Below are 17,785 nucleotides of genomic sequence, written 5' to 3'. Positions count from 1 at the left end.
CAATACAGACAAAAAACGATGAGGTGAACAACGATGGTACGAACACGACCGTGGGAAGTCAGCGATGAACTGTGGGAACGCGTACGCCCCCTGATCCCAGAACGGCCGCCGCATCCCAAAGGCGGAAGGCCTGCAGCCGATGATCGCAAGATGTTTGCCGCCATCGTCTATGTGTTGCGAACCGGCATTCAATGGAACGCCCTGCCTCGTGAGTTGGGAGCATCCAGCACCGTCTATGACCGCTTCCGCGAGTGGGAAGCCCAAGGCGTCTTTGAGCGCTTGTGGCAGGCTGGCCTGCAACACTATGACGACTTGGTCGGCATCAGCTGGGACTGGCAGAGCGCCGACAGCTCGACCGTGAAAGCCCCTTTCGCCAGAGCCGCCGTCGGCCCCGCTCCCACCGATCGCGGCAAACAGGGAACCAAACGGAGCATTCTGTGTGATCGCCGTGGCTTGCCCCTGGCGCTGTGCATTGATGGGGCCAACCGCCATGATAGCAAGCTGCTTTTCTCCACCCTGGATGCTCTCGTCGCTGAACAACCAGAACCCACCGTGGAGCATCCTCAAAACCTGTGCTTGGATGCGGCGTATGATCATGAGGCAATCTATGGTGAGCTCTATGAACGAGGCTATGAACCACACGTGCGGCTCAACCGGAAGTACCACACGTGGTATCAGCCTCCCCAGGAAGAAGCCAACAGCCTGGAACCAGGAAAAACGCCGCGTCGATGGGTGGTCGAGCGCTTTTTCTCCTGGCTCAATCGGTGGCGCCGCTTGCTGGTCCGCTGGGAAAAGCTTGGTCAAACGTATCAAGCGTTCTTGCAGCTGGCTTGCGGACTCATTTGTTTTCAGTATGCTTCTCATCATTAGGTTTTCGGATAAGATCTAAAGTAAGGGAGATGAAAAATTGAGCGCGCCAGGGCGACCGCGATTGGATTAGCCGCCTCCAGACTGAAGAAGTAGACGCCGGGCTGCCCATCGCGTGATACATATGTGCGCACATTTAGCTCTGGAAAATTCGATAACGATGGTACCGCAAAGAGTCCTCGCGGTCTGACACCACTCATCCGAAAAGGAACCACCCCCACCCAGGCTTCCCCCTCAAAGGTATCAACTTTAAAGCCGTCAGGAAGCAGCGCCTGTAAGGTCGCAGGCGCTAGCGGCCAGTGTGCGAAGAGGAGCTCATGCCAGCTTTGTTTCATAATCCATGGCCCCTGAGGTAGTGGATAATTCCGATGCTGGATGGCTTGTAGAATTTCTTCTGTGCGCATTTAGCACTCCTCTCCAGTTCCTGTTGCATTCACGTCTCTTGCCTGACGTGAATGCAACAGGCTGTATAAGCCTTATTAGCGAATTTGTGGCTGGTAAGGGCCACTGATGCGCTCGAAGCGCGGGCGATAGCGGGTCTCGTGGTAATCGGCTGGATCAACGCGACGGGCTGGAATATCTTTGCCAGGAATATCTGTGACGACATAGCTACCATCGCGATGGGCGGCCATCACATTGTACATGCCCTCACTGACTTTACTCATGATCAGATTAGCAAAATGGATGGCTATATCTTTATCGTATACTTCTGGCTCTCCACTACGTAAGAAATAGGTCAGATCGATGGGCAGGAAGCGCACTCCTGAGATGCGTGAGCTCAGTTGCTCTCCCAGGAATTCTGCCACGTTGGCTTTTTTCTTATGTCCGTATGCATCGGCCTCGCCAACGGTGGGAACTGGAACGCCCATGTTGGCACCTTCGGACATGACGACGAATGAATATCCTTCAGGATTTTGACGATCTTTCATGACCAGGTCCGCCAGGCGGTCGATGTCGATGGGGACTTCCGGGATGATCAGGCGATCGGCCCAGGTCACTGCGGCGGTTTCGAGCGCGGTAAAGCCTGCATCACGTCCGAACATACGGAACAGGACGGTTTGCCGATGTGAGCCTGCGGTGGAGCGAATACGGTTAATAAACTCTCCGGCGCGGCTGATGGCCGTCTGGAATCCAATACAGTAATCTGTTCCGGGCACATCATTATCCATTGTCTTTGGGATAGCCCAGACAGGGATGCCGGCTGCGGCCAATTTAGAGCCATAGCTCAGGGTATCATCGCCACCAATCGCGACCAGGCCGTCAAGTCCCAGGAATTCCAGGTTAGCGATAACTTCTTTGGTTAGATCAATGCGATCTTCTGGCTTGTGGCCTTCGCCATAGGATTTCAGGTGGGCTGGCAGTTCACTGACACGGGTATTAGCGGGATTGGTACGTGATGATTGGAGGATCGTACCACCCTGGCGATCGATGCTGCGGGTATTGAGGCGCGTTAACGGCATCAAATAGCCGTCCTTCCAGGTGCTGGGATCATCTTCCTGAAAGATAAGAGCCTCTTGCCCGCGAGCACGATCCAGGAAGGAGATGCCTTCCCAACCGGCGCGCAATCCCATTACGCGAATACCCATTGTCTCCGCGCGGTACACCAATGCTTTAATTGCTACATTGAGCCCTGGCACGTCGCCGCCACCGGTTAGCACGCCGAGCGAGCGAATGGGGCTTGATACATGTCCTGGCATGGGAAACCTCTTTTCAACTGAGACTTACTCTCTATTACTTGATACCCTCGGCCGACTGGCGGCCTGAGGGTATTTTCCATTCTCTTTATTGGTGGGAAGGGTTTCCCAACCACAAAGATGTATAGGAAAAATTATATCACTGTTGTCGATCAGAAACCTTATATCTGCATGGAACTATATCACTATTCATTTTAGCATCTATGTGTACTCTTCACACATTTGATGGTGCTTTGAAAGGCTCTGGTCTTACTTCACTTATATGACTGTTATATAGGTCCTTTGCAGGTATACAGTATCAATCTTTTCTCTGCTTTCTATGGTACTCCCCATGTCAAAGCCAGTTTGAATCAATGCGATATCAACAATACATATCGATTATGCATCGATATGTATTGTTGATATCGCATTTCAGCCATGCAGGGCTTTTTACTTTTTCTCTTTGGCGCCTGCGGCGCCGGGTTGGGAGTAAGGAGTGTGTGGTGGGCGGCTGCGGCCGCCCACCACACACTCCTTACACCTGAAAGATGGTGTCTTTCATCGCTTGCTCTTCATCTTCCTGTTTGCAGATGGGAGGCGGCTGCGGCCGCCCACCACACACTCCTTACACCTGAAAGATGGTGTCTTTCATCGCTTGCTCTTCATCTTCCTGTTTGCAGATGGGAGGCGGTCGCAACCGCCCACCATACACCCCCCCACACCTGAAAGATGGTGTCTTTCATCGCTTGCTCTTCATCTTCCTGTTTGCAGGTGGGAGGCGGTCGCAACCGCCCACCATACACCCCCCCCACCTGAAACATATATTTTGTAGTGTGGGCGGCCACAACCGCCCACCATACACCCCCCCATACCTGAAACATATATTTTGTAGTATGATGTAGAAAATGCGCTTTGCGCATTTTCTACATCATACTACAAAACCTGTGCGGGCGCGCCAGCGCACGCCCGCACAGGAACTATTTGCTGCCATAAAAAGAAAACGAACTCCGTTTTCTTTTATCTTTAAGCCTGGGGTTCGGCAAGCATATAGCCAACACCCACTTTGGTTAAAATATAGCGGGGTTTGGAGGGATCAGGCTCTAGCTTGCGACGTAAGCGATTGACATTCACCTGCAGCATATGACTCTCACCGATATATTCTGAGCCCCAAACGTGTTCGAGTAGTTGATCCTGGGTAATAATGTGGTTTAGATTCTGGGCCAGATAAGCGAGGATACGATATTCTATGGGTGTCAGTGGGAGTTCCTGGTCATTAACTCTGGCCAGGTGCTGGGTAAAATCGATAGATAGCTCAGCAATTTTTACGCTGCTCATCGCCTGTTCGTTGGTCATAAAACTGGCGCGGCGTAGGACCGCGCGGGAGCGTGCCAGCAGCTCCTCGATATTAAATGGCTTGGTGAGATAGTCATCGGCCCCCAGATCCAGGCCGCGTATCTTATCCTGGTCATTACCACGCGCGGTAACGATAATAATGGGTACGGTCGAGATATCCCGGATACGCTGGCAGGCAGTAAAACCATCCATTCTGGGCATCATCACATCCAGGAGCACAAGATCTGGCTTCTTTGTTTCTGCTAATTCCAGTGCCTGCTTGCCATCGGAGGCCATCAGAGTTTCGTAGCCTTCAAATTGAAGATTTCTTGACATCAAGCGTAAGAGCTGTGGATCATCATCAGCGATGAGTATGGTCGTCTTTTTTGCAGGCATACCAGCGATCTCCCTTTTTATTCATCAAGCGGCTGGGAGCAGAATATGGAATGTACTCCCTTTGCCAGGTTCACTTTCGGCCCAGATTGTACCATGGTGCAATTCTATTATACGCTTGCTGATAGTTAATCCAAGTCCCAGGCCATTCACTTCGCGTGTGAGCCGGGTATCGACGCGGTGGAAACCATTAAAGATTTCTTTTAACTGGTCGGGCTCGATCCCTATGCCGTGATCCTGAATCCAGATTTCGATCATCTGTTGATTATGGAGAGCTGGATTGTCGGTCTTCTGCAGGCACGTAATCAATTGGTATTCAGCTGGTTGTTGTGGAACTGAGGGTATCTCTTCATTTACAAGCATGCGCACCCCTATTTCGATGGCTCCTCCATAAGGCGAATAGAGCAATGCATTTTCGATTAGATTTTTGAGTACCTCTTTGAGGCGCTGACGGTCAGCGCAAATCGTTACGGTCTCGATTTTTGACTCTTCGCTGTCGCACGACATAGTAAATTGGAAGCTGGGTAGGCTTCTCTCGGGATGGATGTGATGAATATATTGTAAAAGCTGCTGGGCTGCGTTTTTTCCATCTTCAATAACTTCACTGATAAGTTCACAAAGTTTTACCCGGCCATATTCAAGGGTCAGCGGTTTTAACTCTAGCTGTTGCACCTCTATGAGCTGATTAATAATAGTTTCGAGTCGCTCACTGGCCTGTTGAATGGCATGAAGAAATTCTAAGCGCTCCTGCTTCTTTAAATGCTGCTCATGACGTACCAGTGTTGCTGTGTAGCCTTTAATCGCTGTAAGCGGCGTTCTTAATTCATGGCTCAGGGTGGTGAGCATATCCATGGTAGGTTGATTCTGTGCCTCCATTAGCTTTCCCCCTTCCTGTATTTTGAGCATGCTGGATAGTTTGCTTGATTTAGTATATATGCTCCCACTCACAAAGAAAGCACAGTGCAAAGTGCCTTATCACAATGGTGTCACAAAAAAAGCAAAATATTTATATTGTTAAGCTTGCTTTAATAATGATTTATAATGTTACATATACGTTGGGTATATGCTGTAATGATGGGCTGTGCTTGAAGAGATACTGCTGCCCTCTTGATGCATGAGGTAAATGTCATGACTCCAGTTGCAACTGATAATTCTGGTTGGGATACGGAAGCGCCCAGGCGCCTCGCGGCTTTCTCCCGTATGAGTATGGCCTTGATGCGTGAGTTTAATGAGGGGCGGTTGATTGAAAATATAACCCATACCTGTTGTGAGGCGACCCATGCTGAGTTCGCAGCCTGCTCTTTGCGCTCGGTTGATCGGGAAGGAAAGCCTATCGGCCCATCAGATGGTAGTATCTTTCACATAGCTTGTGTGGTTGGAGTTACGGAAGAGCAGCGTATTTTTGCCGAAACTATTCCTCTAGGGGGGATTGGTTTTCTGCGGCCTATCTTTAATCACGGCCTACCTGTGCGCATAGATGATATTCTCTCTCCCAATTTAGCTTCTTATCGCTCTTATCTGCTGGATCACGAAGCTGGCGGCTTTATTTTTAGTCCTCATCTCCGAGAATATATTTTTGCCGAACCATTACATTCTGTGGGTTTGCCGCCCGGACATCCACCCGTGCGTAGCTTTCTTGGGGCCCCCCTGGTTAATTATGATGGTGAGGTCCTGGGCGGATTACTATTAGGGCATTCGCAACCTGGCCACTTCTCGGCTTATGACGAAGTATTGATTGTTGGCCTGGCCTCGGTTGCAGCGGTCGCGCTTGAAAATGTCCGTTTGTATCATATCTCGCAGTTGCGTGATATGGAATTGAAAGCGCACCAGGAGCTGGAGGCGCACACGGCCGCGCTACAGATGATCCTTGATGAAATGCCTGGTAGCGTCTATCTGGTGCATGGACCTGAGGCCCGGTTGGTACTTGTTAATCGTGCTGGTGCATCTTTATGGCGTGGTAGCTGGCAGCCAGAGCAGCCAATGAAAGAGTTTCTGCAACAGAGCCAGATCATGATCTTTGACGATAATGGAGTTCCAATTCCCTCCGAGCAATTGGCCACTATGCGTGCGGTCACGCAGGGTGAGACCACGCGTCAGCAGCAAGAGAAATTGCGCTATCCCGATGGTAGTTATCTGCCTATGATTGTCAGTACTTCTATTATTGATGTATCTCAGTGGCTAAGTCCGGCTATGCGGAGTGTACTTTCTATGAAAGAAAGGGAGCCGCTGGTTGTTGTGGTGCATCAAGATGTGACGGCCTTGATGGAAGCTGAGCGTTTGAAGGATGAATTTATTGGTATCGCTGCCCATGAGCTCAGGGCTCCCCTGGCCGTTTTGCGTGGTTTCTCTCAGACACTAATGATGCAGTCCGAGCGTGGCCATGGTCGTAAGCTGGCTGATTGGCAGTTGGAGGCTGTGGAGGGCATTGATCAGGCCACCACCAGGATGACCGAGCTCACAGATGATTTGTTAGATGTGACGCGCCTGCAGGCCGGTTGTTTAAGTATCCAGCTTGAACCTTGTGATCTGATCGCGTTGATACGGCGCGTCGTTAAGCGCCTGCAGATTACAACTACCCATCATCGCATCAATGTGCATACTGGATTGGATTATCTGGTAGCAATGATTGATATCAACCGCATCGAACAGATCCTGATCAATTTGCTTAATAATGCAATTAAGTATAGTCCAGCTGGTGGTGATATCGATCTGGATATTTCAGAAGGACATGAATCAGCGCAAGTGCGGGTTGCGGTTGTGAGTGTACGCGATTATGGTATTGGTATTCCGGCTGACCAGCAAGGCAAGATCTTTGACCGCTTTTGCCGTGCCGATAATGCTCGTGCCATTAGCGGTACCGGGCTTGGTCTGTATCTCTGCCGTGCCTTGATAGAGCAGCACTATGGTCAGATCTGGTTTGAATCTATTGAAAATGAAGGCACTACTTTCTACATTACATTGCCCGTCTATATGGAGGAGAAACCCATTACCTGTCCTTTAGAAAATTTATGATACCATTCTTGTAAGAACTTCCTTTTTTGTGGCGGATTGTAACGTGAGGAGCAAACCGATGGCGAACGGTATCAATGCTGGTTATCTCTCATTGAATGAAGAAATTGTATTAGATCGTTTGCCAATTAAGGGCACGTTGCCTGGCTGGCTGGCTGGATCATTGCTGCGCAATGGACCGGCGAAATTTGAGCTTGGACCCGATACCTTCCGCCACTGGTTCGATGGCTTTGCGATGTTGCATCGCTTTACTTTAAAAGATGGCCAGGTCTCCTATGCCAATAAATTTCTGCAGAGCGAGCAATACAAGATTTCTATGGAACAGGGACGTATTGTTTTTGGCCAGTTCGCGACCGATCCCTGTAAGGCTATCTTCAAAGGAACCATGACTGAAACAGATTCAGTCAATGCCAATGTAAGTATCAATAAGGTGGCCGGCGATTTTGTTGCGATGACTGAGACGCCTCTGCCGATTGCATTTAATCCCCATACCCTGGAGACATTGGGGGTAGTTCATTATGAGGATGCTTTGCAGGGACATCATGGTTCGGCCCATCCTCATTATGATTTTCAGCGCCACATGAGCGTGAGCTATATGACCGAGTTCAATATGCCCAGTATCTTTCATGTCTATGCTATTCCTGATCACGAGCATCGCCGGCAGGAGATTGGTCGCTATGCTTTAATGGAACCCTCTTATTTACATAGTTTTGGTCTCACTGAACAGTATATAGTGATTGTGGAATTTCCCTATCGTGTCAATCCCTTAAATTTGCTGAATAGTCATAAGCCATTTATCGAAAACTATGAATGGAGGCCACAGGAGCCGGCAACGTTTGTCATTATGCGTAAGAGTAATGGTGAAGTCGTTGGTAGATATGAGACCGAGGCCTTCTTTGCTTTTCACCATGTCAACGCTTTTGAGCAAGCTGGCGAGGTTGTTGTAGATATTTCTGCTTACGATTCGCCTGCAGTGATTCAATCGCTCTATCTGGATCAATTGCGGGACCGAGTGGAGCCGGCGACGCAATCATCCGCGCGCATTACTGGCGGCGAGCTACGTCGTTATCACGTACCCCTGGGGTCCGCGCCTGTACGTTATGAACTGCTCTCGCACGAAGCAGTTGAATTGCCGACGATCAATTATCGTCGCTATAATGCTGGCGATTATGCTGTCGTCTATGGTGTAAGTACCCCTGAGCAGCGGGTGGCGGCGTTTTCCAGCCAGCTGGTACGTGTCGATCTGCATGGGGCTCTGGGAAGCAATACTAAGATCTGGGGTGAGGAAGCATGCTATCCTGGTGAACCCATCTTTGCTGAAGCCCCTGATGCCCGATTCGAAGATGATGGAGTGATTCTCTCCGTAGTACTGGATGCCCGCGTAGGGCGATCATTCTTGCTGGTATTGAATGCCCACACCTTCGAAGAAATTGCCCGTGCTGAAGTGCCCCACCACATTCCCCTCGGCTTCCACGGAGAATTCTTCCCATCTATTGCTATATTATAACTTCTCTTGCTTAAAGTTATTGTGAAGCCTATAATATATAGAGAAGTGTTTTTTCTATTCATGCAAAATGACTGATTGTGATAGACAATAAACACTTCTGCCAGGAAGCATGGTGACTATAATGGCACTGATCCAGTTAGAGACTTTCATCCAGGCCCCGCTCGAACGCTGTTTTGATCTCTCTTTAAATGTTGATGCGCATAGCAAATCGGTTGCTAAAACCCATGAGCGTCCGGTGGCCGGAGTGATGTCTGGCATGATGAAATTGGGAGATACAGTGACCTGGGAGGCTGTCCATTTTGGTATCCGGCAGCACCTTACATCAGAGATTACCGTCTATAAGCGCCCTACTCGCTTTACTGATGAAATGATCAAAGGGCCTTTTACTCCATAAAGCATAGCCATGAGTTTGTGCCACAGTCAGCAGGAACACTTATGATTGATAAGTTTCGCTATCAAGCGCCTTTCGGTATCTTTGGCAAGCTAGCCGAAATGCTGTTTCTGACGCAGTATATGAAGAAACTGCTCTTAACCAGGAATGTATACCTGAAGCAGGCGGCCGAAGCCGGACAGATGAGCGCAATTTAAGGCGTTCCAGTTTTTCTTTAAGCTTGCCCTATAAAACTGATTGTAGTAGAATAAATATAAAGAGGGATGTCATTTATTGACATCCCCCATTTCTTTTTTATGTATTTTTTCCTGGTTTCCTGGTAGGAAGCTGGCTTAACCGGATTTTGGATGCTCTTTTATGTCTGGAACATTGATAGATACACACACACGTATTGCGCGGCTCTCTTTTCGTTTGCAGGTGGGACTGGCCTTCCTCATTTTTATTTTGATTGGTGCCAACGATGGTGCCGGTGGTGTACTGATCCCCAGTATGGGTATCCACTATTCGATCAATAAATCGACTGTGAGCCTGACCTTCTTTTTTAGTACGATTGGTTATTTGTTGGCATCCCTGAATAGTGGTGTGCTGATTCGTAGATTGGGTACACGTCGTTTCTTGTGGCTGGGCGCCATCATCTTTATGCTCAGCCTGTTTATGCTAAGTTTGACACCACCATTTCTGCTCTTTGCCTGTTGCCTGCTGCCGCTGGGTTTCGGTGTATCGATGCTGGATATCGGGTTAAATGCCTATGTGGCAAGCTTACCGCGCAGCACGGTACTCCTCAATTACCTGCACGCTTTTTACGGTTGTGGTGCCCTGCTTGGTCCCCTGGTCGCCTCATCTTTTCTGGCCTTGCAGCTACCATGGAACGGCGTTTACCTGGTGTGGGCGATCTTTTGCCTGCTTATCTTGCTGGGAATCATCGCTATCTTTAAAAATCAGCCCGCCTCGCCCCAGGAGCATCCTGAAGATGTCGGTAAAAATCTGCTCTGGTCGATTTTAAAATTACGCCTGACCTGGATTTTTGCCTTTTTCTTATTCTGCTATGTCGGCCTGGAAATCGTCGTGGGGACCTGGATCTATAGTTTCTTGACCGAGCAGCGCCATGTATTCACACTCTATGCGGGCTGGATGGCGAGTGGCTACTGGCTGGGACTTGCCGTAGGGCGCCTGGTACTGGGCTCTTTCGCCCAGCGCATTGGTGAGAAGCGAGCCATTCAACTCTGCGTGATTGGCGTGATGATTGGTCTGGCGCTGGTCTGGTTGCTGCCGATTGATACTATGGCTGCCTTTGGTCTCTTTCTAACCGGTTTCTGCCTGGGGCCTATCTTCCCCACCGCGATTGCCCTGACCTCGCAGGTCGTCTCCTCTAACCGCCTGGCTACCAGCATCGGCTTCGAAGTGAGCATGGGATGTGTGGGTGGAGCCTTCCTGCCCTGGATTGCTGGCAACATGGCACAATTCTTTGGCCTCTGGTCAATCCTCCCCTACACTATCTTCCTGGCCCTCTGCCTCCTATCCCTCTGGCTGATACTCCAATCCTGGCTACACAAAGACCACGCCCTGGCCTGAACATATATGGCACAGATCAATATGAAAAATCATAAAACGTCACATGCGACTTTCTCTTAAACATTTGTGTTTGTGGAACAGGTAAAGAGGCGGCCATAACCGCCTCTTTACCTGTTCCACAAACACAAATGTTATATATAGGATGCGGGAATTGCGCACGTACGCAATTCCCGCATCCTATATATAACAGATTGGGGGCGTCAGCGCCCCCAGGCCGGGCATAGTAATAAAAGCCGCATAAAGGAAATGGCCCGTCTGGGACATATATCCCGGACGAGCCATTTCCTTTGCGGGGGAAGGAGAAAGACCGTAAGGTAAGGAATAATCTTTTTTACCTATCTGGTTTTCATGACCCGTGAATTAGAGACACGGGTCCATACGTTTTTATCTTATAAAGGACTACTTAGGCTTTACACTGCCACTGAGTCCAACGGAAGCCATCACCTTTAAAGAGCTGGTAAGCAGCCTGGGCGTTTGCCTGTGGATCGAAGGGTGATTTACCGGCCTGTGCAGTACCGTTCCAGGTGCTCGGATACAGGATCTGGAAGAGGCCTGAAGCATAGCTGCCGCCGATCGCCATGGTGTTGCGTGCATTCGGATTCATCGTTGATTCACATTGAGCGATGCGGATAGCCTGGTCGGAATAAGGACCAAAGACATTGCGAATAATGCTGACCAGGTAGGTATTGTTGGTAGCCGCATGGGTGGTCTTGGTCTGCATACCCATGAAGGTTCCAGCCAGTGTTAAGGCAAACATGATAGCCAGGGCAATGCCCAGCATACGCTGTTTTAATGATTTGGTTTTCTGCGTTGTATTGATAGTTGTTTCCTGTGTATAGTTCATGGATTCTCCTGTTTTAAGGTTGTGTTTTTAATTTTTTTGTATGTATACTTTTTGGGTTGGCGCAGCGAGAATATCGCTCATCCTCGCCACCAACAATGTTTATCTATTTATTGTTTAGGCTTTACACTGCCACTGAGTCCAACGGAAGCCATCACCTTTAAAGAGCTGGTAAGCAGCCTGGGCGTTTGCCTGTGGATCGAAGGGTGATTTACCGGCCTGTGCAGTGCCGTTCCAGGTGCTCGGATACAGGATCTGGAAGAGGCCTGAAGCATAGCTGCCACCGATCGCCATGGTGTTGCGTGCATTCGGATTCATCGTTGATTCACATTGAGCGATGCGGATAGCCTGGTCGGAATAAGGACCAAAGACATTGCGAATGATACTGACCAGGTAGGTATTGTTGGTAGCCGCATGGGTGGTTTTGGTTTGTAGACCCATCATCGCGCCGAACATGGTTACGCCTAACAGCAATGCAAAGGCAATATTGATAATGTGGCGTTTGTGGCTGGCTGTTGAATGTGTAACGCTGGTGTTCTGCTGTGACATCAATGTGTACTCCTTATGACGAAATCGTTGCTACGATAATGCTTTAAGCTCTTGCTATGTCGCTATTGCCAGGTGTCTGGCTTACTATTGGGGTTCGGTCTCATTTATGCAGACCAGTTAACCTGTCAGGACGTGCATACATAAGCATGTACGTCTATGATTTTTATCTCCGCTAGACTGAAGGGCAAGTTCGCAGACACGACTAACCCGGGTCTATGACAAATTGGGAAAGGATTCCTATTTGTGGGTAAATAGGCAAATAAAATCCTATGGTTTTTTTCTGTCTGGGAGATTGTATTGGTACACCGGGGGGATGCCGGGATGTTTATTAGATCGAACTACTAACTGACTAACTTGCTACGCTTGTTCGTTGTTCTTATCTCGATTATAGGTATCGATATTTACAGTGGACGAAAACGTGTTGTTTTCTTGTGAATGTCTATACCCTATTATTGATCCGTCACATCCTATTGTCAAATCTTGTGGGTATATAGTACTAACTACTAGCTTTGCGTTTAACGGACTACTATCAGTATTGCCAATAATCTTTGTACTGTCAAATCTTGTAGGTACTTAGTACTTGTTACGTACCTTTGAGGAAGCTTGTATGTGCTCTCCTCCTGGAGAACTGTTAATAGTATGCAATCAGCGACTCATACAGTCAACTTTGATAGGTACTTAGTACTTGTTTACAGTTCTTTAAGATGTCTCTGTGCTCAGAAACGTCCGCGAACTATTAATAGTATGCAGTCGCAAAACCATACAGTCAATTTTGATAGGTACTTAGTACTTGTTTGAGCTCCTCTGAGATATTTCTGTGCTCAGAAACATCCGCGAGTCACTGTTAATAGTATGCAGTCGCAAAACCATACAGTCAAATCTTATAGGTACTTAGTACTTGTTTGCTGTTTCTTTCGTGCTGGCACGAGCTTAGAAACGCGTCTGCTACTTTGAAGGTACTATCCAATTGGATGAACTAGCTGCCATGTAGCAGCGTTCCCAATGGCTGTTAATAGTATGCCTGCGCTGATCCATACAGTCAAATCTCATAGGTACTTAGTACTTATAAGCATGAATTTAGGGGGGCCTGGCGTAAGCTAGAAATACGGTGATAACGCTAGCCAGGCAGGTCCAGTTCCCAAAAAAAAGAAGGGAGGCCATACTCTTTAGTATGCCTCTTCCTTCTATCTGTATCGTGCTGTGCTTAAGCTTACTGGAGTAAGCCCTGGCTGCCCAGTACTTTGTCCAGGGTCTCGCGTTTGATGCGATAAGCCTGGCGTGCATTGACGTGAGGAAGCACAACGGCTTCGAGTGCGCCCTGTTTGACCCAGCGGCGAACGGTGGTATCATCTACACGAAGAATTTGGGCTACTTCTGATACTGTTAAAAGATCACTCATTATATAAGACTCCCTTTTGGTTCTGTATATACGATCACTCATTTCTACTTATATGAATAGAAATAGTGCGTAACATTGTTGTAATTTGTTATTACGCAAACATTGTATAACAATGTTATGAAATTGTAAAGCAGTGATATCTTATGCTGAAGGTGCTTGCTACATCCTCATCCTTGTTACTTAGAAGTAAAACAAATAGTCTCATTAACATGTGACATGAATGGTCTTAAATTGGCTTTAAATGAACTATCTGGGCCACTTATATATATATTGTCAAAGCATTCTATCCTAGCTGAGTCACGGGTGTCGAGACTACTATCTGCTTCTTGTCATGTTCATGATATTTTTATGCTATCAGCTATGTAAAGCAAAAGAAGGATGCAGCATCTGCCGCATCCTTCTTTTTTATAAGGGTAGGTGTATACGTATACCTACTTAGCGCTTATTATTTGTACTGGTTTGAGCTGGCACAGGTTGCGTTATTTGAGATATAGATAGAGCCCCAATCGTCTGGTGGAGTTAGCCCTTGAGCATTGTCAACCATACCGACTACACAGGTTTTTCTTACCGAGCTTGTAATCTCTTGCGCGATTGGAATCCAGGCTACATCATTGATTAAGGCCTGTTCCGCGGTATTGTATTGTTGCATGCGCTCAGTAGTGTTGGCGTTGGCATCCGCCTTCACCATCAATGCCTGGTTCGCCTGCTGCTCAGCGGCATATGGATTTTTATTCTGGCCATAGTTCATACCATTTTTGCTGGCCCCATTTCCAAAGAGCAAGGTCAGCCAGTCCTGTGGATCTGGATAGTCAGCATACCAATCGGCATACCACATCTGAATACCCTTAGGATTATTGGCGGCCGCGTTAGCCTGGTCCAGCAGGGTATTAAAATCGGTATCGCGGATCTTGACATTGATTCCCAGTGCATTTTTCCACATCTGTTGCATGGCGCTGAAGGTATTGGCGGCGTCTGAGGACCCTTCGGTGGCGACTGTAAAGGTGACGGATGGGAAGTTAGCCGTTGTGTAGCCTTCTTCCTTCATACCTTGTTCAAACAGGGTTTTTGCCTGGGTCGGATCACCATTAGTATCTTTGACACCCATTGGTCCGGTCAGGTTCTGGTTATAGCCGGGCATACCCTGTGGCACAATATGGTTGGTGGCAATATTAGAATCTTTACCAACATCGTGGGCAATCGCATACTTGTTCAGTGCCAGGGCAAAGGCCTGGCGAATTTTGAGATTATCGAACGGCCTGGTCAGATAATTCAGCGCAATGAAGTCGATGGCCAGGATCGGTACCTGGTGATATTGTTTGTCGGGTAGCGTTTTGGCGCTAGCGATCAGCGATGAGGGCACACCCGAGGTATGGATCTGACCGTTCTGGTAGTCCTGATAGGCCGTCTGTACATCCTTGTAGAATGGCATCACGATTTTTTTCAGTTTGGGTTGTGCACCATAATAATTGGTATTTGGTACCAGCACAATATCTTTACCATGCTCAAATTTTTGAACCTTCCAGGGACCTGCGCCACCGCCTTCATCCAGGTGGTCAGTGAAGGTCTTGCCATACTTATCGATAAGCTTGCGCTCAACTACGAAGGATGTGTTATAGGTTAAGGCCTCCAGGAAATAGGCCGCCTTCTGGGAGGTCTTTAAAATAATCGTCTGGGCATCCGGGGTGAGAATACTATCATTGAGCAAGGTATTAAGCTTGCCAGCGCTACGCTTATCTGAATCTTTGATCAAGCCCAGGTAGGTGCTGGCAACGCCTGATGCTACCTGAGGGTCCAGGGCGCGGTCGATGCTGTAGGCGACATCTGTGGAGGTGAGAGGTGCGCCATCGCTGAATTTTAGATTGGGCTTCAATTTAAATGTCCAGGTCAAACCATCCGGACTTGCCTGGTAAGACTGGGCGAGCTGTTTCTGGACCTCTAGTTTATCATTGAGGGAGACCAGGCCGGTAAAGACCATGCTAATGGCGTTGATGGAGGGAATATCGCCTGCCAGCGCGGGATCAAAGGTCTTGAGGTCAGCGCGACCAGTAATTGGTTGGATGAGAATCTGTTTGTCGGCTGAGGCTGGGCCTGTGTTGGAGTTGGTTGTGGCCGGTGCTGTGCTGCCGCAGGCTGATAATAGCGCCGCCAGTATACACAGCAAAGCTGGAATCAAACGGCGACTGGCTGATGTGCTTGATTTCATGTGACGTCTCCTGGTTCTACGGGGTGGTAATTCCTGATTTTGTGCTTGTCTCTACGTATATGCACTCACGGACGAATAGTCACAGCTGTCTCTAGATGCAAGGACTCCTTCCTATCAGCTCAAAAGGAATTATCTTTATGTCTATGTGTAGATATTTACAAATCAAAATGCAAAACAATGCTGCTAACTGCTGTTTAAAGTTATCGAAGCGGACAGCAAATAGCTGAATCTAGATATATTCCTTCGCGAAAAAACTTTCTAATGTATACTACTACGCTATTGCACAACCAAACCTCTCACAGATGATAAGTATGTGTAGAAATATAGATAAAATTACTATAGCGCGTGATCAAAAAATGTAGCTATTTTCTACTTTATAATATGCTTAATCATTTTAAGTAGTGCAATGGAAAAGGTTAAGTATATTGTAATCATATCAAGTAATAGCGGTAAGCTGCGTAGGTATTACAGAAAGAATACGGCTCCCTGGCAAGTGCTATAATGATCCAAAAGATAGTAAGAAGGCGCAGATCATGATTACGCAAGAGGACATTGAGCGCGCTGCCCGGCGTATCGCTCCCCATGTACGGCATACTCCTGTGTTTGAGCTTGAAGCTGGTATCTGGAATTGCCCTGGCCATCTTTCACTGAAACTGGAAATGATGCAGCATTCTGGATCTTTCAAGGCACGTGGAGCTTTTAATCGTCTTTTATCACAGTCGGTTCCACCTGTAGAGGTGATTGCTGCATCGGGCGGCAATCATGGTGCGGCGGTTGCCTATGCGGCTCAGCAGCTGGGCTATCGGGCGGAAATATTTGTACCTGAGATTTCATCGCGCATCAAAGTTGAACGCCTGCGTTCTTATGGGCGGAGGTGCATATTGTTGGGGCGACCTATGCTGATGCCTGGTTGGCCAGCGAGTTGCGAGCGAAGGAGACGGGGGCCCTGGTTGTGCATGCCTATAATCAGTCTGAAGTGGTGGCCGGTCAGGGGACACTCGGTTATGAGCTGTCTCAGCAGCTACCCGAGCTGGATACGTTGCTGGTATCGGTGGGCGGCGGCGGTTTAATCAGTGGTATCGCGAGCTGGTTCCAGAATTCTGTACGTGTTATTGGGGTTGAGACTGAGGGGACGGCCAGTATGTATCGAGCTTTGCAGGCCGGGGCTCCGGTGGATGTTGAGATTAGCGGGCTGGCGGCAGATGCGCTGGGAGCCAGGCGCGTCGGTGACTTGCCTTTTTCAATCGCGCAACGCTATGTGGAGCGTGTGGTGCTGGTAAATGATGAAGCTATCGCGCAGGCGCAGCGTAGTTTATGGAATGAGCTGCGCCTGGTGGCTGAGCCCGCGGCGGTGGCTGGTATCGCCGCCCTACAAGCGGGTGTGTACCAGCCAGCCCCCAATGAACACGTTGGCATCCTTATCTGTGGTGGCAATGCTCAATTGGAGTCCTTGCTAAGCAAATAAGCTATGATAAAAGAAGCGCGCCAGCCCTCAATGTTCGAGGGCTGGCGCGCTTACAGCCAGGGAAAGCTCTCTCTACTGTCTTCAGGGGTAAGGTTCAAGACAGCCGCATTAATGTTCATCACTATACGATTTTCGGCAGTTTCTCGGGCTGGGGAGACTGCTCCTCGGGCAGGGGAAGCCACTCTGATCCCCAGCGCTCAATGGCTTCAACAACCTCATTGAGGGCTCTACCCTTTGCCGTCAATGTATACTCTATCCGTACAGGTATTTCAGCGAATACCTTCCTCTGAATGATCTCTTCTTCTTCCAGCTCTTTCAAACGAATGGACAATACACGGTCGCTGATATTGCCAACGCCGCGCGCGATCTCACTATAGTGTCTGGGCCTGACTAATAATACCCTGAGTATGAGTGGCGTCCAGCGTTTACTGATTAAGTTGGCCGCCTGTAGATAGCGTGTACACATGGGTTCTTCTTCGGCCATAGTTTTTGATCCCCCGCCTATTTAAATCATATTTATCCTGGATTTATACTAACATAAAATTAGTCACTTGACAAACATTAGTTACGGATGTATATTATTG

15 protein-coding genes and 1 pseudogene are annotated in these 17,785 nt (G+C 48.5%); 7 read left to right on the top strand and 9 right to left on the bottom strand.

Annotated features, from left to right (window positions below; genetic code table 11):
• Window positions 1-33: 33 nt before the first annotated feature.
• Window positions 34-870 (top strand): IS5 family transposase, encoded by an 837-nt coding sequence (locus tag EL645_RS31250; protein WP_126548740.1) that lies wholly within the window; start codon window positions 34-36, stop codon window positions 868-870.
• Here EL645_RS31250 and EL645_RS31245 read toward each other — a convergent pair.
• The 4 genes from EL645_RS31245 to EL645_RS31225 all read right to left on the bottom strand — a co-directional run bounded on the left by EL645_RS31245 (window position 867) and on the right by EL645_RS31225 (window position 5,141).
• Window positions 867-1,271 (bottom strand): YqjF family protein, encoded by a 405-nt coding sequence (locus tag EL645_RS31245; protein WP_126556299.1) that lies wholly within the window; start codon window positions 1,269-1,271, stop codon window positions 867-869. The genes EL645_RS31250 and EL645_RS31245 overlap by 4 nt on opposite strands.
• Window positions 1,272-1,346: 75 nt before the next feature.
• Window positions 1,347-2,564: a 6-phosphofructokinase gene (locus EL645_RS31240; RefSeq protein ID WP_126556296.1), complete on the bottom strand. Its 1,218-nt coding sequence runs from the start codon at window positions 2,562-2,564 to the stop codon at window positions 1,347-1,349.
• 999 nt (window positions 2,565-3,563) lie between these two features.
• On the bottom strand, window positions 3,564-4,268 hold the full coding sequence (locus EL645_RS31230) for a response regulator transcription factor (RefSeq protein WP_126556290.1): 705 nt from the start codon (window positions 4,266-4,268) through the stop codon (window positions 3,564-3,566).
• A 24-nt stretch (window positions 4,269-4,292) separates the two neighbouring features.
• The gene (locus EL645_RS31225) at window positions 4,293-5,141 is read right to left on the bottom strand and encodes a sensor histidine kinase (RefSeq protein WP_161977843.1); all 849 of its coding nucleotides are present in this window, start codon (window positions 5,139-5,141) and stop codon (window positions 4,293-4,295) included.
• A 252-nt stretch (window positions 5,142-5,393) separates the two neighbouring features.
• Here EL645_RS31225 and EL645_RS31220 point away from each other — a divergent pair, with 252 nt between their 5' ends.
• From EL645_RS31220 to EL645_RS31205, 5 genes are all read left to right on the top strand, one after another.
• Window positions 5,394-7,277, top strand: coding sequence for a GAF domain-containing sensor histidine kinase (locus tag EL645_RS31220; RefSeq protein ID WP_161977842.1), 1,884 nt, complete (start codon window positions 5,394-5,396; stop codon window positions 7,275-7,277).
• A 58-nt stretch (window positions 7,278-7,335) separates the two neighbouring features.
• Complete coding sequence (locus tag EL645_RS31215; protein ID WP_126556282.1) at window positions 7,336-8,781, top strand: carotenoid oxygenase family protein; 1,446 nt, start codon at window positions 7,336-7,338, stop codon at window positions 8,779-8,781.
• 121 nt (window positions 8,782-8,902) lie between these two features.
• On the top strand, window positions 8,903-9,175 hold the full coding sequence (locus tag EL645_RS41645) for an SRPBCC family protein (RefSeq protein ID WP_218032151.1): 273 nt from the start codon (window positions 8,903-8,905) through the stop codon (window positions 9,173-9,175).
• 41 nt (window positions 9,176-9,216) lie between these two features.
• Window positions 9,217-9,369: an SRPBCC family protein gene (locus EL645_RS41640; RefSeq protein WP_218032150.1), complete on the top strand. Its 153-nt coding sequence runs from the start codon at window positions 9,217-9,219 to the stop codon at window positions 9,367-9,369.
• Window positions 9,370-9,529: 160 nt separating this feature from the next.
• Window positions 9,530-10,744, top strand: a complete 1,215-nt coding sequence (locus EL645_RS31205) for an MFS transporter (protein WP_126556279.1) — start codon at window positions 9,530-9,532, stop codon at window positions 10,742-10,744.
• A 403-nt stretch (window positions 10,745-11,147) separates the two neighbouring features.
• On the opposite strand, the gene EL645_RS31200 is transcribed toward EL645_RS31205, so the two are convergent.
• The 4 genes from EL645_RS31200 to EL645_RS31185 all read right to left on the bottom strand — a co-directional run bounded on the left by EL645_RS31200 (window position 11,148) and on the right by EL645_RS31185 (window position 15,736).
• On the bottom strand, window positions 11,148-11,588 hold the full coding sequence (locus EL645_RS31200; RefSeq protein ID WP_126556275.1) for a transglycosylase SLT domain-containing protein: 441 nt from the start codon (window positions 11,586-11,588) through the stop codon (window positions 11,148-11,150).
• A 114-nt stretch (window positions 11,589-11,702) separates the two neighbouring features.
• Entirely contained in the window at window positions 11,703-12,134 is a 432-nt protein-coding gene (locus tag EL645_RS31195; RefSeq protein ID WP_126556272.1) for a transglycosylase SLT domain-containing protein, read from the bottom strand.
• A 1,210-nt stretch (window positions 12,135-13,344) separates the two neighbouring features.
• Window positions 13,345-13,533: a helix-turn-helix domain-containing protein gene (locus EL645_RS31190; RefSeq protein ID WP_126556269.1), complete on the bottom strand. Its 189-nt coding sequence runs from the start codon at window positions 13,531-13,533 to the stop codon at window positions 13,345-13,347.
• A 445-nt stretch (window positions 13,534-13,978) separates the two neighbouring features.
• Window positions 13,979-15,736, bottom strand: a complete 1,758-nt coding sequence (locus tag EL645_RS31185) for a peptide ABC transporter substrate-binding protein (RefSeq protein WP_126556266.1) — start codon at window positions 15,734-15,736, stop codon at window positions 13,979-13,981.
• A gap of 533 nt (window positions 15,737-16,269) precedes the next feature.
• Here EL645_RS31185 and EL645_RS45945 point away from each other — a divergent pair.
• Window positions 16,270-17,201: pseudogene (locus EL645_RS45945) on the top strand (threonine/serine dehydratase).
• 121 nt (window positions 17,202-17,322) lie between these two features.
• On the opposite strand, the gene EL645_RS31175 reads toward EL645_RS45945, so the two are convergent.
• Entirely contained in the window at window positions 17,323-17,685 is a 363-nt protein-coding gene (locus EL645_RS31175) for a winged helix-turn-helix transcriptional regulator (RefSeq protein ID WP_126556263.1), read from the bottom strand.
• Window positions 17,686-17,785: the final 100 nt, after the last annotated feature.

This window comes from Dictyobacter kobayashii (genome assembly GCF_003967555.1).
Taxonomy (GTDB): Bacteria; Chloroflexota; Ktedonobacteria; order Ktedonobacterales; family Ktedonobacteraceae; genus Dictyobacter; species Dictyobacter kobayashii.
The sequence above is the reverse complement of the archived record's forward strand: the minus strand, read 5'-3'. Positions and strand labels throughout refer to the sequence as shown.